Below are 26,289 nucleotides of genomic sequence, written 5' to 3'. Positions count from 1 at the left end.
GCGGTATTGAAAAGATAATGGCCGTCGGAAGAACGAATGATACAAAAGCAAAGACCAGCCGAAAGTGGCTGGTCTTTGTGTTTTGTTATTTTCTGGTCTCGATAGTGACTTTCTTGATCCTTCCAGTAAACTTTGAGGATTTGCCATAGTCAGCGACCCAAAGTCCCTCATCCACACCAATGTCTGCAAGGTCATCCACGGAGAATACGCCCGGTTGGGTTTTTTCCAACCTGCCTTCTCCAGCCTTTTCGCCATTGATGGATATGGTAGCAAGGCCGCCTTTTCCCTGTCCGCCACCATCATAGGCAAAATCAAACACCACCGTATTTTTTCCAGGCTTCAGGGCTTTATTGGCAGTGATGGTAGTGATCCCCAATCCGAGGTAGTTGTAGCTGAACGTGGGTTTACCATTTTTTACATAAAGACTCAATCCACCAAATTTTCCCCCTTGACATACGATGACTCCGTTGGCGTTTTCCTGGACATCCACCTCTGCGGTCATTATATACGAAGTGTTCCGCAAATCAATGAAAATGTCGACACCCATCCCTCTCATTCCTTCGCCATAAGTCACCGAGGTCCTTCCTTCCATGATGGACGGCCTTCCCACTGCAGATGCACTCATCCGTTCGAAAGTCCTGTCATCCAAAGGAAGTGCGTGGTATTTCTTAGCTTCTGCCATGAATAGATCCTGCATCGCTTTGAGTTTGTCGGTCTCCTTTTCAGCCAAGTTATTGGTCAGGCTGAAATCTTCAAGGGTGTTGTAAAGCTCCCATTTGTCCTCCCGAAGCGTGTTGTAAGGCTGAGGCAGGTATGGGGCTTTGTGAATCGTTCTCGCATACCAACCATCTTGGTAAATGGCCCTGTTGCCAAACATTTCGAAATATTGGACTGTATGGCGCTCCTGAGAACTCTGGTCGTTGAATGTGTAGGCAAGGCTGGTACCCTCTATGGGGTCCTGTGCAATTCCGTTTACCATCTTGGGAGACGGCACCTTGGTCACTTCGTAGATCGTCGGCGCGATATCGATCACGTGTCCAAACTGGGACCTGATTTCGCCTTTGCCTTTGATACCATTTGGCCAATGGATCACCATGCCGTTTCGGGTACCTCCAAAATCAGAGGCAACTTGCTTGGTCCAGGTAAAGGGCACATCTGTGGCCACAGCCCAGCCCGCCGCCATATGGGGATACGTTTCCTTAGAACCCCATTCATCATAGTGTTTCAACATGTCCTCCACTGTCTCGGGAACTTGGTTGAAATAGGTCATTTCGCTGAACATGCCGTTCATTTGTCCTTCCGCACTGGCGCCGTTGTCCCCGGCGATGAATACGATCATCGTGTTATCCAATTCTCCCATTTCTTCCAGGGAACTGATCAATCGTCCTATCTCATAGTCGGTGTGTTCCGCAAAGCCCGCATAAACTTCCATTTGCCTAGCAAAAAGCTTTTTCTCCTCTGCCGAGAGTGCATCCCAATCCTTGATTTCCTTTGGCTTAGGCGCCAGTTGGGTGTTGGCTGGTACGATTCCCATTTGCTTTTGCCGTGCGAGGGTCTCCTCCCTTAGCCTATCCCAACCCTGATCAAACTTCCCTTTGTATTTGGCGATGAATTCTTTTGGGGCATGGTGCGGAGCGTGGGTAGCACCGGGGGCATAGTACATGAAGAATGGCTTATCCGGATTCAGGGTATTGGTGAAGTTCATCCAAGAAATGGCCTGATCCGTCATATCCGTTGTGAAATGATAATCAGGATCCTGGGGTGTCTCCACCAAGGTGACACCATCATAAATTAGCGGCTGCCACTGATTGGTTTCACCGCCTAGGAAGCCGTAGAATTTCTCAAATCCGGATCGGGTCGGCCACCTGTCCTGTGGACCACTGATCGAAAGCTCCCAAGGCGGTACCTCGTGGCATTTTCCAAATTGGGCTGTGTTGAAGCCATTTTGCCGCAGCACTTCCGCTACCGGAGTGATGCTTTGGGGCCTTACCGAGGTGTAACCAGGAAATGTGCTCGCCAATTCCGTGATTACCCCCATGTTGTTGGAGTGGTGGTTGTATCCCGTAAGCAGCGCCGCACGCGTAGGTGCGCAGAGTGCTGTCGTATGGAAGCGATTGTATCTCAACCCATTTTTTGCAAGCCTGTCCATATTGGGCATGGCGATTGGCCCACCAAAAGCCTCAGATGCCCCGAAGCCCATATCGTCAATCAGGATTACCAGAACGTTTGGTGCGCCTTCGGGGGCTTCCACCGTAAAACGGGCCGGCAGTGTAGCGTCCCGCACATCCAGTTCCTCGTACCGGGTTCGTGGGGGTTCTACGATCGGAAGTACGGTCCGGTCTATCCCCTCGGACGAAGCAGATGCAGGGGTTGAAACATCTTTGTTTTGGGGCGCACAGGACCATAGACTTGCTACGCTCAAGAGCGTGAGAAGACTACATATTGGTTTTCGCATTTTTTTGGCTGTTTACGTTGTCTAAGCTGAAAAATTAAATGGCATGACTCTAAACGTTTCCGCACAATTTAAACAAAAAAGCGGGAAAGTTAAGCAAGATAACAACGTACAGGAAGTAAACCGCAAGTACACTGTTGGATACCCCGTTTTTTCATCCATTATGTTTATTCTCCTTGAACATGTCCTAAAGATCAACGAAATTCTCTTTCTTTTTCCTTGTAAACGTGTTATAGAGATGCTTCGAGGAGGGTACAGAATTTGAAATGAAGTCGAAATCAGTTAGTTACAAATTGAATTGGCCCGCATCGTTTTCGCAAGAGATAAATCCAATATCGGCATCTTCACGCACAAGTCCCCGGGACTTTTCGGAATAATTATCTAAATTTCGGATATGGAATGGCAAAAATACATCGTCGCTGATAATGCGATTCTCTTAGGAAAGCCAACGGTCAAAGGAACGCGAATTTCGGTTGAACATATTGTGGGCCTTTTGGCAAACGGATGGACTGAGCATCAAATATTGGAAAATTATCCTCGATTAAGCCCGGAGTCTTTACAGGCGGTTTTCGCCTATATCCACGAGTGCCTTAAAGACGGTCTTTTATACTCCAACCCAATTTCAGAACAGTCTTGAAGTTTCTTGCAAATGAAAATGTGCCCCTTGCGAGCATTACTCGGCTGAAAAATTCCGGGTTTGATATCAAGGCGATTGGTTCGGATAATCCAGGTGTTTCAGACGCAGAAGTAATGATGCTTTCCATTGACGAATTTAGAACAATAATCACCTATGACAGCGATTATGGTGAGTTGATATTCAAATATGGATATCGGCCAATGGCTGGAGTAATTTTTATAAGGAATCAACCTGCCGATCCGTTTGAAACTGCTACCATCATCGACAAACTGACCATGAATAAGGGGATCACTTTTGAAAGGGCGTTGACGGTGGTCGATAAAGACCATATCAGGCAAAAACGGTTCTGAACAACTACCCCACAAACGACTCCCGTAAATACTTCGCTGTGTGAATACCCTCTTGCTGCATCAGCTCTTCTGGGGTGCCTTCAAAGGTGATATGTCCGCCCTTTTCCCCACCTTCCGGTCCCAAGTCAATTACCCAATCTGCCGCCTTGATGACCTCAGTGTTGTGCTCGATTACGATCACAGAGTGGCCTTGGTCTACCAGTGCATTGATGGAGTACAATAACTTCCGAATATCGTGGAAGTGCAAGCCAGTCGTGGGTTCATCAAAAATAAAAAGGATATGGTCGCCCGGCTTGGTGCCGCCTTTTCCCAAGAAAGACGCCAACTTGACCCGCTGCGCTTCGCCACCTGAGAGGGTGTTCGAGGATTGTCCCATGCCGATATATCCCAAGCCAACTTCCTGAAGCGCCTGCAAGCGGCCCGTGATTTGGGTCTTGCCATTGAAAAACTCCAAGGCCTCGTCGATGGTCATGTCCAATACTTCGGATATGTCTTTGTCGTGGTATTTGATGTCTAGGATTTCGTTCTTGAAGCGTTTGCCTTTGCAGGATTCGCAGGTAAGGTGAATGTCTGCCATAAACTGCATCTCTACCGTGACCGTTCCTTCGCCTTGGCAGGCTTCACAGCGGCCACCGTCCACATTGAAGGAAAAGAATGCAGGCTTATAGCCACGCTGTTTGGCCAAAGTTTGCTCGGAGTAGAGCGTGCGGATGGCATCATAGGCCTTGACATAGGTGACGGGATTCGAGCGGGAGGACTTGCCGATGGGGTTTTGGTCCACAAACTCCACTTGGGTGATCTTTTTATAATCACCCTCCAATTTGTCAAAACGGCCCGTCTCATCGATGACCGTTCCCAGGGTTTTTCCCAAGGCAGGATAGAGGACTTTCTTGATCAGCGTGGACTTGCCGGACCCACTGACACCTGTCACTACGGTCAGCGCCTGCAAGGGAAAGCGGACAGTCAGGTTCTTCAGGTTGTTTTCCCGAGCGCCTTTGACTTCGATGTATTGCCTCCATTTGCGGTTGGAGCGCTTGTCTTGGATTTTCTCTTCCCCCCGAAGGTATTTGGCTGTGAAGGTATTGGCTTCCACGAGCATGTCCTTCAGATCTCCCTGATACACCAAGTGTCCTCCTTTGACTCCCGCTTCTGGTCCGATATCGATGATTTGGTCCGCAGCTTTCATGATTTTTTCCTCGTGCTCGACCACGATGACGGTATTGCCCAGGTCCCGTAGGGAATTCAAAACCTCAATCAATCGGTCCGTGTCCCTCGGATGGAGTCCGATACTTGGCTCATCCAAAATGTACATCGAACCTACCAAAGCAGACCCGAGCGAGGTGGCCAGTTTGATCCGCTGATATTCACCACCCGAAAGCGTGGAGGTCAACCTATTGAGCGTCAGGTACCCCAAGCCAACTTTTTCGATGTATTCGAGCCTATTCAGGATTTCTTTAAGCAGACGGTTGGCGACCTTTTGATCAGTTTCTGAAAGCTCCAACTGCCTGAAGAAATTGAGGCATTTTTCGATCGGCAGGAGCACCAGGTCGGTGATGGACTTGCCGCTGATCTTGACATAGGAGGCATCCTTTCTGAGCCTTGTGCCCCGACAATCGGGGCAGGTGGTCCTTCCCCGGAATCGGGAAAGCATCACCCTATATTGAATTTTGTGGGTCTTCGTTTCGAGGTCGGCAAAGAAGTCGTTGAGGCCTTGGAAATACTGGTTGCCCGTCCACAACAGATCTCGGTGCCAATCTTCCAATTCCTCATAGGCCCGGTGGATGGGGAAATCGAAATAGATCCCCTTTTTGACCAAGGGTTCGAGCCATTTGCTGCTGCTTTCTCCCCGCCACGGAGCGATCGCACCTTCGTAGATGCTGAGGCTTTTGTCCGGGAAAACCAAATCAGGATCGACGCCCAGTACATTTCCAAAACCCTCGCAGCGCTTGCAGGCGCCGTAGGGATTGTTGAAACTGAAGAAATTGACCGAGGGGATTTCGAAGCTCATGCCATCGAGTTCGAAGCGGTCCGAGAAGGTTTTCCTGACCTTATCGGGCACAGTGACTGTGCATTCCCCATGGCCCTCAAAAAATGCCGTCTGCACAGAATCGGCTGTTCGGAATTGATTGTCTTCATCCCCAGGCACAATGGATATCCTATCGATTAATATTTCCAGGTTTCCTTTGGGCAAGCTCGGCGCATGTACCATATCCTCGACGAAGTAGGCATCGCCATCAATCAGGATACGGGTAAATCCCTTTTGGAGCAGCAGTTCGAGCTCCTGCTTCACGTTCCGCCCAGATGCAATATGCAGGGGGCAGGAGATCATCACTTTTTCCCCTTCTTCAAATCCCTGGATGAAATCCACCACATCCGTTACGGTATGGTGCCTGACCTCTTCCCCACTTACAGGCGATATTGTACGACCGATCCGGCTGAAAAGCAATTTGAGGTAATCATAGATTTCTGTGGTCGTTCCGACAGTGGATCGGGGGTTTTTTGTTGTGACTTTTTGTTGGATCGCAATGGCTGGAGAGACACCCTTGATGTATTCGACGTCGGGTTTTTCCATCCTTCCGAGAAACTGCCTTGCATAAGAACTAAGGCTCTCCACATACATCCGTTGTCCTTCCGCAAAAAGCGTATCGAATGCCAGGGAAGACTTGCCCGAACCTGAGAGACCGGTCACCACCACCAGCTTGTTGCGGGGAATGGCAACGCTGAGGTTTTTGAGATTGTTGACCTTGGCATTTTTGATGATGATAAACTCCTTGGGGTCAAGGTGATCTACGGAAATGGCAGGTAAGGAAGTTGGATTATTCATAAACCGCGAAGATACCCAATCAACCTCGGAAATGGTAATTTGTTGAAAAGATTAGCCCTCGATCCGCCAAAGCGCATAGGCATACAAAAAGTAACGTGGAAATCGGTACAGGCTGTTGATGAGGTATTCTCTTCTTCCCAATCCGCCGGCACCTCCCAAAAGGGAGACCAAGCTGAAAGGAATTGGGCTGGTAGCGGCCACGATCACCAATTCGCTCCCGTATTTTTCGAACATAAGCCTATATTTTCTGACCAACTTGCTTTTTCCGTGAAGCCAGTCTATCCTATCCCTTAGGAATCGGCCCAGAAAATAATTGAAAGCACCAATGCAATATGAAAAAATAGAAAGTATGCAGATACTCCAAGCGTAGGGGCCGAGGTATTGGGTCTGCATGGCCCAAAGCATAAACAACTCGGGCGGTATGATTCCAAATAACAACTCGGAAGCGAAAAACAGCACCATGACCAAATTTGGCCTTTCATACAAGGGCTGCATCCAATCAAACCGCTCGGATTCGGTAAAGTTGAAACGTATCAGGTGTAGTGCCAGGATTAATATCCCAAAGCCCAAAAAACCCTTGAGGATGTTACTGATCAAAAACCTGTGCCTGTCGTAAAGAGACCGAGGTGTTTTCATTTTTGATTTATTTTCCTCAATATATTGAATCCCGTAGAGATTCTCCTTCTGTCGGTCAATGGTATTTTTGTCTTATTTTTGCGCCAGCCTACCAAAAAATAACATGGAGAAAATTGCACCAAACAAAGTCGTCGCTATCAGCTATGAACTGCACGTGGATGACGGGGAATCCGGCAAAACCTTCCGCGAAAAAGTAAGTCCCAGCGCGCCTTTTCATTTCCTATTCGGAACCGGACATGTATTGCCGGCTTTGGAGGCAGCTATTGAGGGGAAATCAGCAGGGGATAGATTTGAGGTGTTTATAGACTTCGAACATGGATATGGGGACTATGACGACAGCAAAAAGGTCATCCTTCCCAAAGCCAACTTCAAAGAAGATGGGAAGAAAAACAAAGACCTTCTCAGAGTCGGCAAGGTCATTCCCATGCAGGATGATAAGGGAAACCACCTGCGCGGAGAAATCACCAAAATCGATTATCGTGGCGTGCACATGGACTTCAATCCGCCTTTGGCCGGTTTCGATTTGTATTTTACGGGACAGATTGTTTCTGTACGTGATGCGGACCCCGAGGAAATTGCCCATGGACATGTGCATGGTCCGGGAGGGCATCATCACTAAAAGTGTTTTTCGGCAATGATTTAGGAAACTTTTTCCTTATTCGGGCCGGGTTTTCCAACGTTCATGCATCCAAACCCATTGAAGTGGGTCTTTTTGGATGAGTCGTTCGGAGGCTTTTGAAAGCATTTGGGTATTGGTAATCAAATCAAGTTCCTCGTTTCCTGTTGATACCATCTCCAAAGCGGGGTAAATCGTCAAATGTTGCTGCAAATCCTCACCCAAGCACATGCCCATCGGTACGACTTTGGCGCCTGTGCGCAACGCGAATAGCGCCGCGCCTACAGGCGTAGCTGCCGGAATACCCATAAAGTCCACAAAGACACTCTTCACCGTGGTATCCTGATCGATCAACATGCCCACTACGCCCCCTGATTTCAGGTTGCGGACCACCTTTAGGTTGTCTTTTCCGCGTTCGATCGCCTCTGCTCCCCTTCGGCTGCGATTTTCCATCATCAGGGCGTTCAGTTTGGGATCCTTAAGTTGCTTTCCGATGATCTGGGGCCGGAGATCCATCAGGGCGAGGTATGTTCCGATCATTTCAAAAGCCCCAACATGGGCACTGAGCACAATTACGCCCTTTTTAGATGCCAAAGCTTCTTTGAGATTTTCTTCGCCGACGACTTCCACCACTTTCTTAAAATCCCCGAGCTCCTTCATGTTGACTGACCTGAATACATCTGCGGCATTCTTTCCTATCATCTTGAAAACCCGCAGACCTATCGCTTCAATCTCGGCTTCAGTTTTTTCCTTCCCATAAACGAGCGTCAAGTTGTTGATCGTCTTTTGTCGGGGATCCTTGAGAAGTCTAAAGGCAAGGGCCCCTAATCCACCACAAAAAATAAGCAAGGGCCTTCGGGGGCAAATGCTGGCAAGAAAAAGCAAGGCACGCACGAAAACCAGCAATAACCAATACTTTATTCTTTTGGGAAAGGGTCTCTTTTCGTTCATGATTTGGGACATCTTTCTGGCACAGACAAAATAGAGGGCTATGTACCCATTACAAGGGTATAAACGGCATTCCGGCTGTAAAAATAAATTGCCGTGATAAATTTTGCACCGAAAATTGCCTTATGGTTTTTATAAGGCTTTTTTTTCATTTTTGAACATGAAAAAAATCCTCTGCATCCTTCTCTCCATTTCAGCTTGTTTTCCCGCGTTTTCACAGGGTAAGTACATAACGTTATTCGAAAAATCCGGCGGAAAAGAAACTCCTGAATACGGGGCAGTGATCGATTATTTCCAGCTTCTGGCACGGGATTTCAAGGCTGTGAAAATCGTTGAGAAAGGCATGACGGATGCTGGATATCCTCTTCATGTCGTCCTTTTTGATCAGCAGGGCGACTTTGATCCGGCCAAGTGGCACAAGGACAAGCGACCCGTCCTGTTTGTCAACAATGGTATCCATCCCGGTGAGCCGGATGGGATAGATGCCTCCATGATGTGGCTGAGGGATATTCTCTTGGGAAAAATCAAAGTACCCACCGACCTCGCAATAGCCATCATCCCAGTCTACAACATCGGCGGGCATCTCAATCGGGGTTCCTTCAGCCGAGTCAACCAAAATGGCCCAGAGGCCTACGGATTCCGCGCAAATGCCAGAAACTACGATCTCAACAGGGATTTTATCAAGGCTGATACACGCAATGCGCAAAGTTTTCAGGAGATCTTCGCTTGGCTGAGTCCACACATAATTGTCGATACGCATGTGTCCAACGGCGCCGATTACCAGCATGTGATGACCCTGATTTCTACCCAACACAATCGACTAGGCGGAATGCCGGGAAAATACCTTCGGGAGGAATTGGATCCGATGTTGTATGAAAAAATGAAGTCGAAAGGATTCCCCATGATCCCCTATGTCAATGCCTACGGCTCGAAGCCGGAGGATGGCTGGAACCAATTCAAGGATTCGGGACGGTACAGCAGTGGGTTTGCAGCACTTTTTGGGACCTTGAGCTTTATGCCTGAGACACACATGCTCAAACCCTATGACCAAAGAGTGAATTCCACCTATGCGCTCTTGGAGGTTTTTTTGGATGTGTTGGCCCGTGATGGTCAGCGCATTGCCGATATGGTCAACGCGGACCGAAAGGCGAAAATCAACCAAGTGAACTTCGGACTAAACCACACCATCGACAGAAGCGAATACCGCGAGTTTGAGTTTCTTGGCTACCGCTCCGGACAAAAAACATCCGAAGTCTCCGGACTGCCGAGGCTCTATTACGACCGCGAGCAAGCTTTCACGGCGACAATCAAGTTTTATGACGGCTACCAAGAAACACTGACGATCCAAAGGCCGAGGGCCTATCTCATTCCCCAAGGTTGGTTTACCGTCATCGAAAACCTAAAACGGAATGGTGTCAGGTTGGAGCGATTGGAAAAGGACACCCTCCTCACCGTAGCCGCCTACCATATCGCCGATTTTCAGACTGCCCAAAGGCCATTTGAAGGGCATTACTTACACTCCCAAATCAAAGTGACCAAATCCACAAGGGCGATTACCTTCCGAAAGGGCGATTACCTGATTCCGATGAATCAGGAGGCAAACCGCTATATCATCGAGGTGCTGGAACCCGAAGGCGAGGATAGTTTCTTTGCTTGGAACTTCTTTGATACCATTCTGCAGCAAAAGGAAGGCTATTCTGCTTATGTCTTTGAGGACCTTGCGGCATCGTACCTGCGTGAAAATCCGAGCCTTCAAAAGGAACTGGAGGCTGAAAGGGCCAACAATCCTGAATTTGCCAAGAACGCCTCCGCGCAACTCCGCTGGGTCTACGAGCGCTCGCCGTGGAAGGAAAAGGAACACAACCTGTATCCTGTTTTCAGGTTGGAATATTGAGTTTGAAAATACAGTTTGGGTGTTTTGTTGTTTCTTTGGGGCTTGAAAACAGCTGCTAGTTTTTACTTATGAGTAATCCACCACCTAATTTCCTCCAAAGACTCCAATCAAAATGGAACCTGCAAAGCCTTCGGCAGGTCCTATTGGTGTTGCTCGTTTTTGCCCTGACGGGATTCACGATCCTGTTTATCAAAAAACCCATTTTCGATTTTCTCGGCATCAGCATGGAGCGGGGTGGGTTTTGGAAGACGGTGGTTTACCTCCTGCTCGTGTTGCCGCTGTACCAGATTTTCCTCCTGGCTTGGGGATTTGTGTTCGGGCAATTCGCGTTTTTTTGGGAAAAGGAAAAGGCATTATTCAGGAGGATTATCGGAAGGAAGTGATTTTCCCAAAGTTCTTTGTGTAGAAAGCCTGTGAAATAAAGAACGGGTTTTTCATTCTGTCGCTTTTTTCCACATATAAAAAAATCAAACAATGGGCTTCCACGCTGGATTGAATCCTTAAATTTGAGCCCGATTTGATTTTCAATTCATTATTATCATGGCCAAAAAAAGAGGCAATGCCCTTGAAGAACATGAGAAGCGTAAGCTGAACAAGCAAAACCTAGGCAAGCTCAAAGGGATTTTTCGATTTGTTTGGCCCTACCGGGCAAATTTTTTCTGGGGAATGCTTTTTCTGCTTATGTCGAGCCTTACGCTGCTGACATTTCCTTTTGTAGCAGGAAAACTGATAGATACAGCTTCCGGAAAAGAATGGCTTTTGAATGACATCAACAGCATTGCACTTGTTCTTTTGGGAATTTTGCTGGTGCAAAGCGTCTTTTCATTCTTTCGGGTATGGCTGTTTGCCAAGGTTTCGGAGAGCAGCATGCGGGATATCCGGACTGCTCTTTATGCAAAATTGGTACAGTTGCCGATGACCTTTTTTGACAAAAGGCGAACCGGGGAATTGATCAGCAGGATCACTTCCGACGTCAGCCTGCTGCAGGATACGTTTTCTGTGACTTTGGCCGAATTGTTCAGGCAGATCATCACGCTTTTGGCCGGTGTTGGGTTCTTGATTGTCACCACACCAAAGTTGACCCTGTTCATGCTGGCGACTTTCCCTGTTTTGATCATTCTGGCCATGGTCTTTGGGAGATTTATCAGAAAGCTCTCCAAGCAGACCCAGGACGAACTCGCGGCCGCAAATGTGATCGTAGAGGAGACGCTGCACTCGATTATGACCGTAAAGTCCTTTACAGGAGAAGATTATGAATCCAACCGCTACAAACGCGGTCTTGACCGGGTCGTCCAAATCGCGATGAAAGCAGCGGGCTACCGTGGTGCGTTTATCTCCTTTATCATTTTCGCTTTGTTCGGCGGGATTGTAGCTGTGATGTGGTATGGTGCTTCCTTGGTTGCTTCAGGAGAGATGAGTGTGGGCGATTTGGTGTCATTTGTATTGTACACCACGTTTATCGGCGGTTCGATTGCTGGCTTGGGTGATATCTACGGACAAATCCAAAAGGCCATTGGTTCCTCCGAGCGTGTCTTGGAAATCCTCGACGAAGCTCCGGAAGCTTCGACGGCAGATTATCAGGCAACTCCGATTTCAGGCGAAATTTCTTTCCAAAACGTCAAATTCCAGTACCCCACAAGGCCCGAGGTCGACGTGCTCAAGAATGTCACGTTCCACATTGGCGCCGGCGACAAAGTGGCCTTGGCCGGACACAGCGGGGCCGGCAAATCCACCATTATCCAGTTGCTCCTGAGGCTATATGAGCTAAACCACGGCAGTATTCTTGTAGATGGGAAACCTTTGGAAAAATGGAACTTGAAGCAATTGAGAAGAAATATTGGAATTGTTCCGCAGGAAGTGCTGTTGTTTGGGGGAAGCATTCGCGAAAACATCGCCTATGCCAAGCCCGGTGCGAGCGATGAGGAAATTATCGCAGCCGCCAAAAAAGCAAACGCCTGGCAGTTTATCAGCAAGTTCCCCGAGGGCTTGGATACCAAAGTAGGCGAGCGAGGCGTCAAGCTGTCGGGGGGACAGCGGCAGCGCGTGGCCATTGCACGGGCGATTTTAAAAGATCCGGCGATTTTGGTTTTGGATGAAGCTACTTCTTCGCTAGACGCCGAATCAGAGGCTTTGGTTCAGGAGGCACTTGACAAGCTCATGAAAGATCGGACGACGATCATCATTGCGCACAGGCTCGCCACCATCCGCAAAGTCGACCGAATTTATGTCCTCAAAGAAGGCGAAATCGTGGAACAGGGTTCACACGATACATTGGCGAAAAAATCTGAGGGCTTTTATGCCAATTTGGTCAGGTTGCAGTTTGCAGATACCTGATCGGAAATTTCAGTTAAACAACATTTCATGAAACCGTACACTCCTTTTTACATTCTTTCGATTTTTTTGCTCGGCGCTTGTTTTTCAAAAGCCAATAAAGACTTCCCCGAATCTCCAACCACTTGGGAAATCTTCGAAACGGGAACCGATATCTCAATCCGCGGGCTTTCCCCAATTACCGAGCAAATCGTATGGGCGAGCGGCTCAAAAGGTACTTGGCTGAGAACGTTGGACGGAGGAAATACCTGGGAATCCGGTATCATCGACGGGCTTGACTCCGTCGATTTCAGGGATATCGAGGGCTTGGATGCCAAAACCGCCATCGTGGTAGCGGCAGGACAGCCGGCAGTCATCTACAAGACCAATGACGGTGGACAGACTTGGGAAAGGAAATACGAAGGACCGGCAAATGCATTTTTGGATGGCCTTTCCGTCAACCAATCCCATATCTATGCGATCGGCGACGTTGTTGACGGCAGATGGATGGTTTTGGAATCAAGAGACCAAGGAGAGACGTGGACTTGGCTGGAACTATCGCCCGATGGCCCGGATGGAGGCGGTTCCTTTGCTGCTTCCGGATCGACGATCCTTGCGGATGGAGACTATATCTGGTTTGCGGCAGCAGGCACCAACAGCAAGATTTATTGGTCCAATAACAAAGGTTTTCATTGGGAAAAATTTGAAGTCCCGATGCTGCAAGCGGAAGACAGTCAGGGTATTTTTTCTTTGGAAAGGATCGACCAAAGTACCTTGGTGGCCGTGGGAGGCGATTTTGCGAAACCTGACCTCTCTGAAAACAATGCGATGATTTCTTTGGACAGCGGCAAAACCTGGAACTTATCGAAAGGGAATTTCCCAACAGGCTATAGGTCAGGTGTAGCATACTTCCCTAGATACAACTGGCTCATTGCCGTGGGCCCAAATGGAAGCGATTTTTCCAAAAATGTGGGCGAAAATTGGGAGCGATTCTCCGATGAGGGGTTTCATGCGGTGAAGTTGGACCATACAAAAACCTCTGTTTGGGCTTCAGGCGCCAATGGGAGGATCGCCCGGTTGAATTAATATCCGGTTTTTCCAAAATCTGCTGCAAATTTGCCAGAAATCGCATAAACTTTTGGGCGGGGTTTGTCAAATAGCTCTAAGTTATGCTATCTTTAAAACTCCCGAAAGTAGTATTTCCAATACCGTTCGGCGTTCCAGTTTCCACCTCAACCTATTCAAAGCTATGTCAGATTTCGATATCATTCCGTCCATTTGGCTGATCAACGGGAAGTGTGTCCGTCTCAAAAGAGGGGATTTCTCGACAGAAGAAGTGATTTCTACCAATCCACTCGGTATTGCCCAGGCTTTTGAGGATCATGGGATCAAATGGCTCCACTTGGTTGATCTGGATGGTGCGAGAAGGGGTGAACCGAAGAATTACCACGTATTGGAAGCAATTGCGGGCTATACCGACTTGATCGTGGATTTTACTGGGGGGATTTCGACGGACGGGGATGTCATCAAATGTTTTGAATTTGGAGCCAAAACAATCACCGCTGCTTCTGTAGCAGCTACTTACCCCGAGCGCTTTTCGCAATGGCTTGTATCCCATGGCCGCGAAAAAATCATTCTTGCCGCCGACACCAATCCACAGGATATGAAAATCAAAACCCGCGGATGGCTGAAAAAGACCGAGATCGATGTGATGGATCATATCGAATATTTCTACGAACGTGGGCTGAAATACCTCAAAGTCTCCGATGTGACGCGTGATGGGGTGATGGAAGGACCAAATTTTGATCTTTATAAAAAGATCGTCGAAAAATTCCCCAAAATCCACTTGGCAGCGAGTGGAGGCGTACGCAATATCGATGATTTCAAACGCCTCAAAGATATTGGCGTGACTGCCGTGGTTTTTGGCAGGGCATATTATGAAGGACTGATTTCACTCAAAGACTTGGACAGGTTTATCGCCGAGAATGTCTGAAAAGGTCTATTGACATAGGCTATCCCCACAATTCAATAAGAGAATTTAAAAGAAGACAGGTCATCCTGTCTTTTCTTTTTTCGGGAAAGTTCGATTTGGTAGAGGTACTCCCCCAACTCCGCGAAAAACGGGAATGCAATCTCCTCGTACTCGTATTTGTCGTCGTTCAGCGTTTCGTCGGAATTGGCATAAATGATCGCCGACACAAAAAATTCTATGCCATTTTCGAAATCCACAAAATAGCTTCCATCCAAAAGATGACCATACGCATTCCCTGTTTTGTTGAAAATCCGGAATTGGGCTGGAATAGGGCTTTTGTCCGTGCCGAACTTGAAAAATTTCGAGTAGCTGTCGTAGTATTCCGGCAGCGTATATTTTGGATAATCGGATTCACCGGGCAGCATGGACATGTATTTCAAAATGAACTGTCGATCAGCTTCAGAGACTTGAAAACGCTCTGAAGGTTTGAATTTCTCGGGAAACACAATCCGCTGCACCACGCCATGAAGATCGCTCAGGGCAAATTTGTTTTTGTAAGTGAATTCCATCGGCTGCTCGACCAACTTGCCGCCGCTGTAGTAAGCCTTTCCGATCGTTGGGTTTCCACGATTGACGTAGACGGATGTCGTTTCCCTGCCAGGGATGGCAAGGACCGTCTTCCCAGTAGCATCCACAAAACGAACCGGATTGAAATGTCTGTTTTCAGCCTCTGACATAGGCATGCTCAGGCGATGGTTGATAACAGTGTGGATGAGGCCCTTTTCGCGCATTTTTTGGTTGATGTAGTCCTGTCCAAGCAATTCGTAGAGCCTGTTATAGGCGTCATTGTCACTGACAAGGAGTATCTTCTTGATGTAATGAGCGATGCTGGGAAGGCCGCTTGCTGAAGTATTATCCGTCCAAGCGGGTATTTGGGAGGCGCGGACCGAATCGGTCAACATCGGGGTGTCGGCTGTGAGTCCCGGAACCTGCTGCTCGCCTAGCCATTCCAAAGCCAAGATGGCAACCGGCAATTTCACCGTGGACGCTGGGTAGAAATAGACTTCATCATCTAGGCGATAGTCAAAATTCCGCCAGGATGGGTTGTTGTTCTTGTCCCGGTCGATTTGGGAATAAAGAATTTGTGCCTTGTAAACGTCCGGATTTGCAAGGACTTTTTGCAAAACTGGATAGGTGTCGGGTATTTTGGAGAGTGGATCCTTTTTTTGGGCAGATGCAGTAAACCCTGCCAAAACAAAAAGGAAAAAGAGAATAGACTTTAACCCCATATCGATCTGTATTTATACTTGGTTCATCATGAACAATTCTGTCAATACCTGATCCAAACGCTCCAAATCGGTTACTTCGTGGGCCGCAGAGACAACGATCCGATTGATACATGGATCATTAGACGTAGGATAAGGGAAAGAGGAAACGATGAAACCGAATTTTTCCAAATGATCCACCCAAGCGACATCTTTTAATCCGTACACAGGGAAGTTCGGATCATGTTCCAATTTCCCAAAGGTATCGAGGGAATTAGCAAGGGACATATTTGCATGCAGCTTTTTTCGCTGATTTTCGAAAAGATCCAATCCCTCCAGAAAGGCAAAAAGATAGGCAGGAGGCGGTGGGGAAGCACCCCGATAAGTGGCTGTCATCCGAATCTTTCCCAGTATTTCTTTTGGTCCAAGAATAATCCCGGCTGGCATTGAAAGGCCCTTTCCCAATGATCCTGAAACGAGAAAATTGACTGGCAAATGCTTCCACAGGTGATAACATCCATAAATCCCCTCGCCCAATACGCCGAAGCCGTGACTGTCGTCAATCAGCAAAGTATATTCATGTTTGGACGGAAGCTCCCTAATCCAATCAAAATGATGGACAGTTGGATGCAATACATCTACCGAATTGGAAAGGATCAGGATATTCGAAGCGGGCAATTTCGCTGCTTCATCCTCACACCAAGTTTTCCAAGCTTCCCGAGACGAATGGGATTGGATTGAAACTTCGGAAGGAAGCACAGCAGGATGGGTCCCCGGCGCTATCCAAATGTGTCGGTGTCGCGTTCTTAAAAAATCAACAGCTGTATTTCCTGCCAAAAATCCTGAGCTCCAAACGATAGCATCTGGTGCCCCAGCATCCAATGCAAAATGACTTTCAAATTTTTCATAGATATCCAGCCGGACATTGTTGATGCGACTCAAGCCATGGCTGATACCGTAGCGGCGGAGTCCCTCGGTGATTTTTTCTTCAAATGCCTTCACTTCACCCATACCCAAGTAGGAAGTACCGCTGAAGAAGGAAAAGTCCTTACCCTGGTAGCGAATTTTTGTCCCGATTTTTGAGCCTAAGGTGTAAATGGAATCCATGAAAGCGGACATCTTGATGCTTTCAAAAATACAATTATTTCCGTGCAGCAATTGCCGAAGGGCCCTTTGTCCATTCAAAATATGTCGGTAACAGATTTTTTTCTTTCTTTGCAAGTCCTCCCAGCACGCGCGAAGATTACCCAACTTACATGGAATTTGGAAATGCCCATTAAACCCTCTTTAGTAAATCTCTTCTGTTCCATCCTCTTTGCCGCACTGTTCAGTCTCAGCAGTTGTCAGGATACAGCCTGTGGCTGCGACCCCGAGACCTTGGTTTATTCCAATGATTTTTCAAAATTGGATTTAGCAAACTTTGAAAATGGTCGCCTATTTGTATTCCAGCGGGATACCTTGTTGGGAAATTACCACAATGAAGAAGTAACGGTGACGGTTCCCAATTTGCCTAGTCACAATATTGTAAAGGTCACGATCGAACTTTGGACGCATGACAGCTGGGACGGGAATCCCGATGAAGGTATTTCGGGTCCCGACTTTTGGTACATGGTCTTGGACGGTCAGGAGGTCTTTAGGACAACTTTTTCCAATAGTCCCTGCGTCTCCACTTTTTGCTTACGGCAGTCATACCCCGATATTTTCTTTCGACAAAATGATCCAAAAACAGGGGCGATTCGGACTAACCTTCCGGGACTTTGCCTCTTTTCTGCGACGCCAAACTACACCACGATATATAGCTTTTCCAAGCTGATCGAGCACGATACAGACTCGATCAAGATCACCTTGGGCGATGAGTTGCGTCAAACGAATAGCCCAAATCCAAAATGTGACGAAAGCTGGTCAGTTGGGAAAATCACGGTCCACACATTGACGGTGTTATGAAAGCGCGGAAAAATATCTTGACCATTATCTTCTCGGTGATTTTGGCTGCCCTAGGGTTTTTAAGCCCTGCTTTAAAAGCCCAAACCGTTCCTTTGGGTACGCCGGTGTTGGAAGAATACATGCGCCGCATGCAGCTGTTGGGAAAATTGGACAAAAACGTTTCCTTCAATATCCGTCCACTCTATCCCGTAGAGGCGTTTCAGCGGACGGTTGGTTTCGATTTGGATAGCACATTTACCAATGTGGACACCTCAGAATTTCATCAGCGATGGGGTGAAAAACACCCGCTGACCATTCTGGTTCTCCCAATCACGAACCGCCTGCAATTCACTTCCAATTATGCATTTGGCGCCAATGACGGAGCGATGATTCCGAATCGGGGTTTTCAGAACATTTTCAGTTTGGGAGTCCACACAAGTTTCTGGAAATTTAGTTTTCAGTTTCAACCTGAGATCCTGACTGCGCAAAACAAGGACTACCAAGGGTTCCCGATCGAGCATCAATCCACTATCCTGTATTACTATGAATACCTAAACCGCATCGACATGCCCGAGCGATTTGGGGAGGGTTCCTACAACCGGTTCTTGCCTGGGCAGTCGAGCTTCAGAATCAACCACAAAGGCTTGTCGCTTGGTGTATCCACGGAAAACCTATGGTGGGGCCCAGGTAAACGGAGTTCGCTGCTGCTGAGCAACAATGCGCCGGGATTTCTTCATTATACCCTCAACACCCAAAAACCAATACAGACGAAAATTGGGGGATTTGAATGGCAGCTGGTCGCTGGGACTTTGAAAAATTCGGGTTATTTGCCTCCGCATTCCGATTACATTTTCCAACAAAACCCGGTCTTTTTCCCGAAGCGCGAAGGTGAAGACAGGTATATGTCAGGGCTAATAATCAGTTATCAGCCCAAGTGGGTCCCGGGGTTTTCTATCGGCTATGGCTCGGTCAACCACATGTACAAGGCCGACATGGTCAAGTTTGAGGATTACTTGCCGATTTTCAATGGAGAAAAAGGGTTGTACAATGTATTCAACCCCGAACGGGACAGACGGCAACAATTCAGCTCTGGGTTTTTCCGCTGGGTAAGCCCCGAGGGACATTTTGAGTTTTATGGTGAATACGGCACCCGCGGCAATTCGATCCGGGCTGCTGACTTTCTGATCACCCCTGAGCGTAATCGCGGATTTACCCTTGGGTTTTCCAACCTTTTCCCTTTGAAAAAGGAGCGGCAGTTTATCCAAGTCAGTGCCGAGATGACCCAAACGGGACAGACCATCCGGCAAAGCATCCGCAATCTCGATACTTGGTACATCCACAACCATGTGCGTCATGGTTATACCCACCGCGGACAAGTCATGGGTGTGGGATATGGGCCTGCCGCCAATGTCAACTGGGTAGAGATCGGCTGGGTGAGGGATTTCAGCAGGATCGCTTTCCAGTTTGAGCGTATCGTGTACAACAATGATTTTTACAATTTCCGCTATGAGGCTTCCAAGGATTGGCGAAACAAGTATGTGGATTTGGTTCCCTCTTTGATTGGGGAATGGAGATTTGGAAACTTGCTGGTGCACGGCAATTTCCAATTGGTAAAGACGCTCAATTACAAATGGTATCTCGAGAATGTCCCCGATATCTACTTTGTGCCAGGCTTGGATAAAAATAACTTTGTGGCCAATATTGGATTGACCTACATCCTCAAATAGAAAAAACGCCACAAGAACCATGTGGCGTTTTTTGCAAGGTAAAATCTGTAATGTCAGATTGAAACAATTTTTTCTTCGTGCTCGAGATTACCGCAGGTGAATGTCAATGGATTCACCCTAAGGCAGGAAATGTTCCAGATTAATCCAGTCTGTTGCGCTCTTCGGTGCTGCCGCTTCTATTGGACACACGGAAGTTCTCGCCCTTGGCAAACTTATACCTCAGCGTGAATCGGACACCTTGGTTGCTTCGGTACTGTTCAAATTTAGTGTCAATGTTGTCAAACTGCACGTTGGCGCGGATAATCTGCGTACGGAACAAGTCGGTTCCATTTACTGTCAGGCTCAATTTATCCTTGAGGATATCTTTTGAAATCCCTGCATCCACCCATCCGAAACCTTTGATGCTTGCCTGTCCATATTGCGCCGGACCGACATACATACCCATAAGCTCTGCTCGGAATCCCTTTGGCAAGTTGATTGTGTGCTGAGATCGGACGGTCAATGAGGTCTGGGACACATCGAGAAGTGCATCGCCAATCATTGATTTCCATCTGGAGTTGGTCACTTGCACCATGTTGTTGGTATTCCACCATTTTTTGATCTCGAAAGGAATCATCGCCCTGACGTTCCAGTTTTGGGCCTTGTCAAGGTTGGCAGTGAAAGTCGTGGTAGTCCTGGATTCCTCGTCTTGTGTGAATATCTGCTGAAATGCATCCGTCGTCAGTGAATATCCAAGCGTCAGCTGGTAAGCACCTTTGTACACATGGTTCATTTCCAGATTATTGGAATATTGTGGTCTCAGGTACGGATTTCCCGTTTCCGTGGTCAACGGATCGATGTAGTAGACGAAAGGATTCAAGAGGCGATAATTAGGTCGATTGATTCTCCGGTTTGCATTATACACGATTTGGTAGTCTTTGCTGACCTGCTGCTGTATATAAAGGCTCGGGAACAGATCGATGTATTCCTGTTTGTCAACACGTCCAAGTGTGACTGAGTTGCCTTTGATGTCGGAATATTCAGTCCGCAAACCAGCTTGGAAGCTAACTTTCTCTGAGAATTTGCTTTTGTAAAGTGCATAGGCTGCAAGTACATTTTCCTCATAAATGAACCGATTGCTATTTGGATCTGGCTCAAAGGGCTCTTCCTCCACCGCTTTGCTGAGGTCAAGGTCATTGTCTGAAGTTACCCAACTTCCTTTCAGACCGGTCTCGAGTACCCGGCCTTTTCCGAGAGGCTTGACAAAATCCACTTTTGAGGTAAAAATCGAGTAATCCATCTCATTCAAAGTCAGGATGTAATCTTGGCCTGCGTTGAGTTCATTGTCGTTCATCCACCTGTTGTTGGTCAGGAGGGAATTGGAATTGCTTTTCATTCTGGTAAAATCCATGTCAGCACTCAACTTGGTTCCAAGTGTATCCAACTGACCTACATAGTGGAAATTTCCAAAGATTCTCTTGTTGGCTGCCTCGGTATCATTGAATGAACGTAGGAAAAACAGGTCGACGGTTCCGGGGTTAGTGATTTCGGTCAGTGACTTACCGATGTTGTCGCCATTGTACTGGGAAGCCTGCAGATTGACGCCCACGCTGTGTTTGTCGTTGATTTCATAATCGGATCCTCCGTTGAAGAATAGGCTTCTATTCTTCATCGTGATCGAGCTGTGTTGGTCAAAATTGGAGACACCCTCCTCTAACTGGAAATTCCGATTGATGCTGATGTCGTTCACGAAATTGAATTCGTTGTAATTCAGGCTGGCTTGGTTGGTCCATTTGCCTTTTTTCACATTGAGGCTCATGCCTGTATTGGGACCAAAAAGTCCATTGTACATCCCTCCTGCCTGTATGTTTCCAAACATGCCGTTGATGTTGTTTTTCTTCAATCGAATATTGATCACGCCTGCCGTTCCCTCCGCGTCAAATCTTGAGGTGGGATTATTGATGATCTCGATGCTCTTGATGTTGTCGGCAGGCATAGAGCGGAGGAAATTGGCCAAGTCGTTGGCGCTCATATAGGTCTGCCGGTCATTGATCATCACAGTAACCCCTGATCGGCCATTGAGGTTGATGTTATTGTTTTCGTCCACGTACACTCCCGGAGACCTTCCAATGACATCAAGGGCCGAGTTGCCCTCAGCCATGACGGTTCCTTCTACATTGACGATGGTCTTATCCGCTTCCACGATGATATCCGGCCGAGTCGATCTTACCGTTACCTCGTCCAGATTTCCCAATTCCTCTTCAATGGCAATCAAACCAAATTCCTTCACAACTCCGGGTTTGATTTCAAAGACTTCCGTCTTCAAGGATTGGTAGCCTATGGAAGAAATCGATAACTGGACTTTCCCGACCCTGGCAGATTCGATAAGGAATTTTCCTGATTCATCGGTAACGGCTCCCGTAATCATTGCGCCACTTTCTGCTTCGAGCAAGGCGACGTTTGCAAATGGGACAAACTGGCCCTTTTTGTCCTGCAGTTGTCCGGAGATCTGACTGAATTCCTTTGCCGCCAGATTGCTCAGGCCGAGAAAGAAAGAAAACAGCATCAGAAAAATTTGAGTGGAGATTTTCATAATAGTTGGTTTAGCAATCAATTGTCTGTGCCATCCATTATGAAAATTCGGTGCCAAGGAAAAAAAATAACATTAAAATACTGTTTTTCAGTTATTTACAAGTTTGATGAAAATAAACCCATGTATCATAACCGTACACTCTGGACGTTCGGATCGGTACAATTCATGCTGAAAATTCCAATATCCAATAGTTCCTCTGGCACGATTTGGGCATAAAAAAACACCCCGAGGCTGGTCCCGGGGTGGTAGTTCATAAAAGCGAATGCTTATTTCGCCGCAGCGTATCGTTTGGCGACCTCATCCCAGTTGATCACATTCCAAAATGCGGCGATGTAGTCAGGTCTCCTGTTCTGGTAGTGCAAGTAGTAGGCATGTTCCCATACATCCAAGCCAAGTATTGGAAACCCTTTTACCTCAGCAACGTCCATCAGGGGGTTGTCTTGGTTGGGTGTTGAACTCACAACCAGCTGTCCGTTTGCAACGCTCAGCCAAGCCCATCCAGAACCAAATCTCGTGGCAGCAGCTTTGTTGAACTCCTCCTTGAATGCATCAAATGAACCGAATTTCGCATCGATAGCGGCCGCTAATTCACCTGTAGGTTTGCCGCCTCCATTTGGAGAAAGTAGGTTCCAAAACAAGCTGTGGTTATAGTGACCACCTCCATTGTTTCTTACGGGAGTATTGCTGCCCGCCACTTTCATCAACTCCTCAAGGGATTTGCCTTCAAGGGCTGTGCCGGCGATGGCATTGTTGAGGTTGGTCACGTAGGCGTTGTGGTGCTTTCCATGGTGGATTTCCATGGTTCTGGCGTCGATATGCGGTTCTAGCGCATTGAAGTCGTAGGGTAGTTTTGGAAGTTCAAAAGCCATATTTGCTTGTAGGTTTTGGTTAAACATGAAAATTTATTGTCAGAAGTTAAGCTTCTGGTTTTTCAACCATTTCAAAATCGAAATGGTTCGAAAAACTTTTGTTTCGCTTCAGTTTCTCAATTTTCTAAAAAAATTATCCAACAGCTTTTTGGATTCGTCAGCCAAAAGTCCTGAGACTACTTTTGTTTTAGGATGCAGTAGGTTTTCTTGATGACGGGTATATCCTCTTTTTGGGTCATCGGCTGCATAGTGGATTTCGCCCAACTGTGCCCAAAAGCATGCCCCTGCACACATGCTGCATGGCTCCAAGGTTACGTATAATTTGCACTCTGGAAGATACTTGGCGCCAAGGGCATGGGATGCGGCGGTAATCGCCAGTATCTCGGCATGGGCCGTGACATCGGTGAGCTTTTCGGTTTGGTTGTAGGCCTTGGCGATAATGCGGTTTCGGCAGACAATTACTGCACCCACGGGAATTTCTCCCTCCTCAAAGGCAATCTGGGCCTGCTTGAGGGCCTCATTCATAAAATAAGCGTCCGAGAATAAATCCATATCCAAAGTTAATCGGGGGAAAAACAAAAATGGCGCTGATTTCCAAGAAACCCGCGCCATTTACACTCTTATGGCTGGACTAAATCAAGCCAAACAATGCAAGAAATTCTTTCCTGACCCCCTCATTGATAATCAGCGCCAATACCAAGGATACGACGAGACCGATGCTTGCCTTAAATATGTCTTTCCGGGTAAGGTAAAGTGCCCTGAAGATATTCACCCTTCGTTTCTCGACCTTCTTTGATTTTGCAATTGCGATTGCCAATTCCCTGCCGGCAAGCAAACCAATGAAGACCCATGTAGTACTCATGGGGATGTTGTTGGCCATTTTGAAGTAAAAGAGGATGACCGCATAGACCAAGTCCACAAGTGTGGCTGCCCTAACGTCAGTGACCCTTGTCTTTTCGTTGACGACGGACTGTATACGATCTCCCTTCATGTAAAATAGGAATCCCAATCCAAGGAAAATAAAGCTGGTAAACCCAACAAATTCCCAAAGACCCAGCTGTCTCGGCAAAAACACGGCGATATTGGCCGCATCCTGCATAATCCACACCGACCAAAGCACCGCCGAAGTAATCCACTGGAAAACATCCCAAATTGGACTGGGTTTGCCCTTGAGGTAATTCTCGACGAATTTCTCCAGAATGAACCAAACGATGATGGCCAATACAAATGCCAGACCATACCCGATGAAGGACTTCTTCATAACATCTACGATGGTGCCGGCTTTGTAGGTGAATACGTTGAGCAGCAAGAATGTCGTCGAAACGGGCATTCTCAACCTGGTAAGCACCAACAATACGATGGGGGCTGCCAGCTGTAGGAAAACAAAGCTTTCGGGTGCCTTCTCCAAACCAGGGACCATGAGTCTTTGGTAACTCACATCCCCGTCGTAGGTCACCCAACTGTAGGTGACGGTTCCGACAAAAACCAAACCCATAAACAACCAAAGCCAATACCACTTCCTGTTTTGGTTCGAAGCAATGAAGGTACCGATCGTCTGGATACTGTCGTTGGCGATCGCAGAATACGCAGCCAAACCAAACCCGAACCACATGGCCAAGTAAGTATATGGTGTGATGATACCAGCAATCGAAATCAGGATACAGATGATTATCAAAAATGATCGTTCTTTCTTCGTAAAATCAAAAAGTGCATAGGAGGCTTTAGATAATGCATCCTGGTTGATGTTTTGGTCTTTGAGCTTGGCCATGCAGAGTTTTTTTGTGGAAAATTGATTTCCGGTGCAAATTTATGGAAGAAAATCCGGGACCTATGTTAACAAATTGTTAAGGCTTTCTGCCTCACAAAGATAGTTTCTTATTTTCAGGGAAATTTATTATTGGATAAACAATAATTTGATTGGTCAAAAAAGTTTGAATCCTTAATTTTAGCAAACAAGTAACAGGAACAGCCGCAGGAATGGATAAGTTTGTTAACATAAGGTTCATGGCAATTATCCCGGTTTCTGAATCCTTTGAGTTTATTTTGCGATAAATTAGAACAGAACTCGAACCCCTTCCCTGAGGGGTTTTTCTATATATGACCGAAACCACCCAAGCCAAACCAAAAGCCGGCAAGTTGCGGAAAGCAATGATCCTGCTGTTAGGACTCCTGCTTTTCCTGTTTTCGATCGATTTGTTGACGCTGTCGATGATCCGGCTCAACAATGACTTGGTGGAAGAGCTGCTCAATGCTACAGACAATCCCTTTATCGGGTTGTTTGTTGGTTTGTTGATGACCGCTTTGGTTCAAAGCAGCTCGACCGTGACCGCGATGGTCGTGGCGGTCGTTGCTTCCGGCAGTCTAACCTTGTCCCAGGCAGTACCCGTGGTCATGGGTGCGAATATTGGCACCACCATCACAAGTACCCTTGTAGCGTTTTCATTTTTCCTCAAAAAAGGCGAGTTCAAGCGGGCGATGTCTGCGGGGGTAGTCCATGATATCTTCAATATCCTCACGGTGTTGATCCTATTTCCACTAGAATTTTATTTTGATTTTTTGAGTAAACTTGCGACAAGGCTCACCATCTACTTTTTTGATGCAAACAATGTCTTGGACACTTCCTACACCTACAATGTATTGTTTACTAGACCAGTGACCAATTGGCTTTACGAATTGTTGAATATGCCAATTCTCACTTTGATCCTTGCGGTGGTGTTGTTACTGCTTTCGATTAAGTTTCTGTCTTCGGCCGTTTTGGACACCTTTATCACCCAAGATGTGAAAAACTTAAACAAGCACATATTCAAAGATCCGTTTATTGCCTTCTTGTACGGAATGATCGCGACGGCGGCAATTCAGTCCAGCACGGTTACCACTTCGCTGGTGGTACCCGCAGTTGCCAATAGGAAAGTCTCCCTGATGAAGGTTTTTCCGTTTATCATCGGCGCAAATATCGGCACCACAATAACGGCTGCTATAGCCGCGATTTATAAAACAGAAGCTGCAATTAGTTTGGCGATTGTCCATTTTCTATTCAACCTTATGGGAGCCTTGATATTTCTTCCCTCAAAATCCCTGAGAAACATCCCTGTGAGACTCGCAATTTTTTTGGGCAGTAAATCCGCGGATTTTAAGATCATCGCCTTGGCTTATATCCTGTTGACGTTTTTCATTATTCCCTTCTTGCTCATCTATTTCAACAAACAATAGAAAAATCTCCCGAGGTATTTCTCGGGATGCAAATTCACAAGTTGAAAAAGTAACGAAGGTTTGGAGCATTATTTCAAAAAACCA

The 26,289-nt window shown here is 47.1% G+C and carries 21 protein-coding genes; 11 read left to right on the top strand and 10 right to left on the bottom strand.

The features are described from left to right. Window positions 1-85 precede the first annotated feature (85 nt). Window positions 86-2,455: an arylsulfatase gene (locus tag C943_RS18995; protein ID WP_040481371.1), complete on the bottom strand. Its 2,370-nt coding sequence runs from the start codon at window positions 2,453-2,455 to the stop codon at window positions 86-88. Between the two features lie 391 nt (window positions 2,456-2,846). Here C943_RS18995 and C943_RS18985 point away from each other — a divergent pair, with 391 nt between their 5' ends. Together C943_RS18985 and C943_RS18980 are read left to right on the top strand one after the other, a co-directional pair. Beyond that, the gene (locus C943_RS18985) at window positions 2,847-3,089 is read left to right on the top strand and encodes a DUF433 domain-containing protein (RefSeq protein ID WP_008631172.1); all 243 of its coding nucleotides are present in this window, start codon (window positions 2,847-2,849) and stop codon (window positions 3,087-3,089) included. Then, window positions 3,086-3,439 carry a DUF5615 family PIN-like protein gene (locus C943_RS18980; RefSeq protein WP_008631171.1) on the top strand — a complete coding sequence of 118 codons (354 nt, stop codon included), beginning with the start codon at window positions 3,086-3,088 and terminating at the stop codon, window positions 3,437-3,439. The genes C943_RS18985 and C943_RS18980 overlap by 4 nt, the downstream gene beginning before the upstream one ends. A gap of 4 nt (window positions 3,440-3,443) precedes the next feature. Here C943_RS18980 and uvrA read toward each other — a convergent pair whose 3' ends face one another. After that, the gene (gene uvrA / locus C943_RS18975; protein WP_008631170.1) at window positions 3,444-6,263 is read right to left on the bottom strand and encodes an excinuclease ABC subunit UvrA; all 2,820 of its coding nucleotides are present in this window, start codon (window positions 6,261-6,263) and stop codon (window positions 3,444-3,446) included. Between the two features lie 51 nt (window positions 6,264-6,314). Beyond that, a complete protein-coding gene (locus C943_RS18970) occupies window positions 6,315-6,899 on the bottom strand; it encodes a VTT domain-containing protein (RefSeq protein WP_008631169.1) in 585 nt (194 codons plus the stop codon). 103 nt (window positions 6,900-7,002) lie between these two features. Between C943_RS18970 and C943_RS18965 the strand changes: the two genes are divergently transcribed. Beyond that, complete coding sequence (locus C943_RS18965) at window positions 7,003-7,518, top strand: FKBP-type peptidyl-prolyl cis-trans isomerase (protein WP_008631168.1); 516 nt, start codon at window positions 7,003-7,005, stop codon at window positions 7,516-7,518. 36 nt (window positions 7,519-7,554) lie between these two features. On the opposite strand, the gene C943_RS18960 is transcribed toward C943_RS18965, so the two are convergent. Beyond that, entirely contained in the window at window positions 7,555-8,466 is a 912-nt protein-coding gene (locus tag C943_RS18960; protein WP_211208901.1) for a lysophospholipid acyltransferase family protein, read from the bottom strand. Between the two features lie 157 nt (window positions 8,467-8,623). On the opposite strand from C943_RS18960, the gene C943_RS18955 reads away from it, so the two are divergent. The 5 genes from C943_RS18955 to C943_RS18935 all read left to right on the top strand — a co-directional run bounded on the left by C943_RS18955 (window position 8,624) and on the right by C943_RS18935 (window position 14,660). Continuing rightward, on the top strand, window positions 8,624-10,357 hold the full coding sequence (locus C943_RS18955; protein WP_040481367.1) for a M14 family zinc carboxypeptidase: 1,734 nt from the start codon (window positions 8,624-8,626) through the stop codon (window positions 10,355-10,357). Between the two features lie 68 nt (window positions 10,358-10,425). Next, window positions 10,426-10,740, top strand: coding sequence for a DUF6787 family protein (locus tag C943_RS18950; RefSeq protein ID WP_008631163.1), 315 nt, complete (start codon window positions 10,426-10,428; stop codon window positions 10,738-10,740). Window positions 10,741-10,897: 157 nt separating this feature from the next. After that, entirely contained in the window at window positions 10,898-12,691 is a 1,794-nt protein-coding gene (locus C943_RS18945) for an ABC transporter ATP-binding protein (protein ID WP_008631160.1), read from the top strand. Between the two features lie 27 nt (window positions 12,692-12,718). Next, the gene (locus C943_RS18940; protein ID WP_008631158.1) at window positions 12,719-13,753 is read left to right on the top strand and encodes a WD40/YVTN/BNR-like repeat-containing protein; all 1,035 of its coding nucleotides are present in this window, start codon (window positions 12,719-12,721) and stop codon (window positions 13,751-13,753) included. Between the two features lie 163 nt (window positions 13,754-13,916). Next, window positions 13,917-14,660, top strand: coding sequence for a 1-(5-phosphoribosyl)-5-[(5-phosphoribosylamino)methylideneamino]imidazole-4-carboxamide isomerase (locus tag C943_RS18935; RefSeq protein WP_008631156.1), 744 nt, complete (start codon window positions 13,917-13,919; stop codon window positions 14,658-14,660). Window positions 14,661-14,692: 32 nt separating this feature from the next. Here the strand turns inward: C943_RS18935 and C943_RS18930 are convergent, their stop codons facing one another. Next, window positions 14,693-15,928 (bottom strand): serine hydrolase, encoded by a 1,236-nt coding sequence (locus C943_RS18930; protein WP_008631154.1) that lies wholly within the window; start codon window positions 15,926-15,928, stop codon window positions 14,693-14,695. A 12-nt stretch (window positions 15,929-15,940) separates the two neighbouring features. Continuing rightward, window positions 15,941-17,011, bottom strand: coding sequence for an aminotransferase class I/II-fold pyridoxal phosphate-dependent enzyme (locus C943_RS18925; protein ID WP_040481444.1), 1,071 nt, complete (start codon window positions 17,009-17,011; stop codon window positions 15,941-15,943). Window positions 17,012-17,092: 81 nt separating this feature from the next. On the opposite strand from C943_RS18925, the gene C943_RS18920 reads away from it, so the two are divergent. Both C943_RS18920 and C943_RS18915 read left to right on the top strand, forming a co-directional pair. Beyond that, on the top strand, window positions 17,093-17,848 hold the full coding sequence (locus C943_RS18920) for a hypothetical protein (protein ID WP_245545567.1): 756 nt from the start codon (window positions 17,093-17,095) through the stop codon (window positions 17,846-17,848). Further along, entirely contained in the window at window positions 17,845-19,554 is a 1,710-nt protein-coding gene (locus C943_RS18915) for a capsule assembly Wzi family protein (protein ID WP_008631150.1), read from the top strand. Before C943_RS18920 ends, C943_RS18915 begins: the two co-directional genes overlap by 4 nt. A gap of 139 nt (window positions 19,555-19,693) precedes the next feature. On the opposite strand, the gene C943_RS18910 is transcribed toward C943_RS18915, so the two are convergent. From C943_RS18910 to C943_RS18895, 4 genes are all read right to left on the bottom strand, one after another. Continuing rightward, window positions 19,694-22,126, bottom strand: a complete 2,433-nt coding sequence (locus C943_RS18910) for a TonB-dependent receptor (protein ID WP_008631149.1) — start codon at window positions 22,124-22,126, stop codon at window positions 19,694-19,696. Between the two features lie 266 nt (window positions 22,127-22,392). After that, complete coding sequence (locus tag C943_RS18905) at window positions 22,393-22,995, bottom strand: superoxide dismutase (RefSeq protein WP_040481440.1); 603 nt, start codon at window positions 22,993-22,995, stop codon at window positions 22,393-22,395. Between the two features lie 108 nt (window positions 22,996-23,103). Then, window positions 23,104-23,547: a nucleoside deaminase gene (locus tag C943_RS18900; RefSeq protein WP_040481364.1), complete on the bottom strand. Its 444-nt coding sequence runs from the start codon at window positions 23,545-23,547 to the stop codon at window positions 23,104-23,106. Window positions 23,548-23,626: 79 nt separating this feature from the next. Beyond that, window positions 23,627-24,763 (bottom strand): hypothetical protein, encoded by a 1,137-nt coding sequence (locus C943_RS18895; protein WP_008631145.1) that lies wholly within the window; start codon window positions 24,761-24,763, stop codon window positions 23,627-23,629. A gap of 329 nt (window positions 24,764-25,092) precedes the next feature. Here C943_RS18895 and C943_RS18890 point away from each other — a divergent pair, with 329 nt between their 5' ends. After that, entirely contained in the window at window positions 25,093-26,205 is a 1,113-nt protein-coding gene (locus C943_RS18890) for a Na/Pi symporter (RefSeq protein ID WP_008631136.1), read from the top strand. The last annotated feature ends 84 nt before the right edge of the window (window positions 26,206-26,289 follow it).

It is taken from the genome of Mariniradius saccharolyticus AK6 (assembly GCF_000330725.2).
GTDB lineage: Bacteria > Bacteroidota > Bacteroidia > Cytophagales > Cyclobacteriaceae > Mariniradius > Mariniradius saccharolyticus.
Note: the sequence above shows the minus strand (reverse complement) of the source record. Positions and strands in the feature narration are given on the sequence as shown.

What these genes read in the sequence shown, in the direction of transcription:
- C943_RS18995 (WP_040481371.1), bottom strand. Translation starts at nt 2,455, where the DNA reads ATGCGAAAACCAATATGTAGTCTTCTCACGCTCTTGAGCGTAGCAAGT.
- C943_RS18985 (WP_008631172.1), top strand. Translation starts at nt 2,847, where the DNA reads ATGGAATGGCAAAAATACATCGTCGCTGATAATGCGATTCTCTTAGGA.
- uvrA (WP_008631170.1), bottom strand. Translation starts at nt 6,263, where the DNA reads ATGAATAATCCAACTTCCTTACCTGCCATTTCCGTAGATCACCTTGAC.
- C943_RS18970 (WP_008631169.1), bottom strand. Translation starts at nt 6,899, where the DNA reads ATGAAAACACCTCGGTCTCTTTACGACAGGCACAGGTTTTTGATCAGT.
- C943_RS18965 (WP_008631168.1), top strand. Translation starts at nt 7,003, where the DNA reads ATGGAGAAAATTGCACCAAACAAAGTCGTCGCTATCAGCTATGAACTG.
- C943_RS18960 (WP_211208901.1), bottom strand. Translation starts at nt 8,466, where the DNA reads ATGAACGAAAAGAGACCCTTTCCCAAAAGAATAAAGTATTGGTTATTG.
- C943_RS18955 (WP_040481367.1), top strand. Translation starts at nt 8,624, where the DNA reads ATGAAAAAAATCCTCTGCATCCTTCTCTCCATTTCAGCTTGTTTTCCC.
- C943_RS18950 (WP_008631163.1), top strand. Translation starts at nt 10,426, where the DNA reads ATGAGTAATCCACCACCTAATTTCCTCCAAAGACTCCAATCAAAATGG.
- C943_RS18945 (WP_008631160.1), top strand. Translation starts at nt 10,898, where the DNA reads ATGGCCAAAAAAAGAGGCAATGCCCTTGAAGAACATGAGAAGCGTAAG.
- C943_RS18940 (WP_008631158.1), top strand. Translation starts at nt 12,719, where the DNA reads ATGAAACCGTACACTCCTTTTTACATTCTTTCGATTTTTTTGCTCGGC.
- C943_RS18935 (WP_008631156.1), top strand. Translation starts at nt 13,917, where the DNA reads ATGTCAGATTTCGATATCATTCCGTCCATTTGGCTGATCAACGGGAAG.
- C943_RS18930 (WP_008631154.1), bottom strand. Translation starts at nt 15,928, where the DNA reads ATGGGGTTAAAGTCTATTCTCTTTTTCCTTTTTGTTTTGGCAGGGTTT.
- C943_RS18925 (WP_040481444.1), bottom strand. Translation starts at nt 17,011, where the DNA reads ATGGATTCCATTTACACCTTAGGCTCAAAAATCGGGACAAAAATTCGC.
- C943_RS18920 (WP_245545567.1), top strand. Translation starts at nt 17,093, where the DNA reads ATGTCGGTAACAGATTTTTTTCTTTCTTTGCAAGTCCTCCCAGCACGC.
- C943_RS18915 (WP_008631150.1), top strand. Translation starts at nt 17,845, where the DNA reads ATGAAAGCGCGGAAAAATATCTTGACCATTATCTTCTCGGTGATTTTG.
- C943_RS18910 (WP_008631149.1), bottom strand. Translation starts at nt 22,126, where the DNA reads ATGAAAATCTCCACTCAAATTTTTCTGATGCTGTTTTCTTTCTTTCTC.
- C943_RS18905 (WP_040481440.1), bottom strand. Translation starts at nt 22,995, where the DNA reads ATGGCTTTTGAACTTCCAAAACTACCCTACGACTTCAATGCGCTAGAA.
- C943_RS18900 (WP_040481364.1), bottom strand. Translation starts at nt 23,547, where the DNA reads ATGGATTTATTCTCGGACGCTTATTTTATGAATGAGGCCCTCAAGCAG.
- C943_RS18895 (WP_008631145.1), bottom strand. Translation starts at nt 24,763, where the DNA reads ATGGCCAAGCTCAAAGACCAAAACATCAACCAGGATGCATTATCTAAA.
- C943_RS18890 (WP_008631136.1), top strand. Translation starts at nt 25,093, where the DNA reads ATGACCGAAACCACCCAAGCCAAACCAAAAGCCGGCAAGTTGCGGAAA.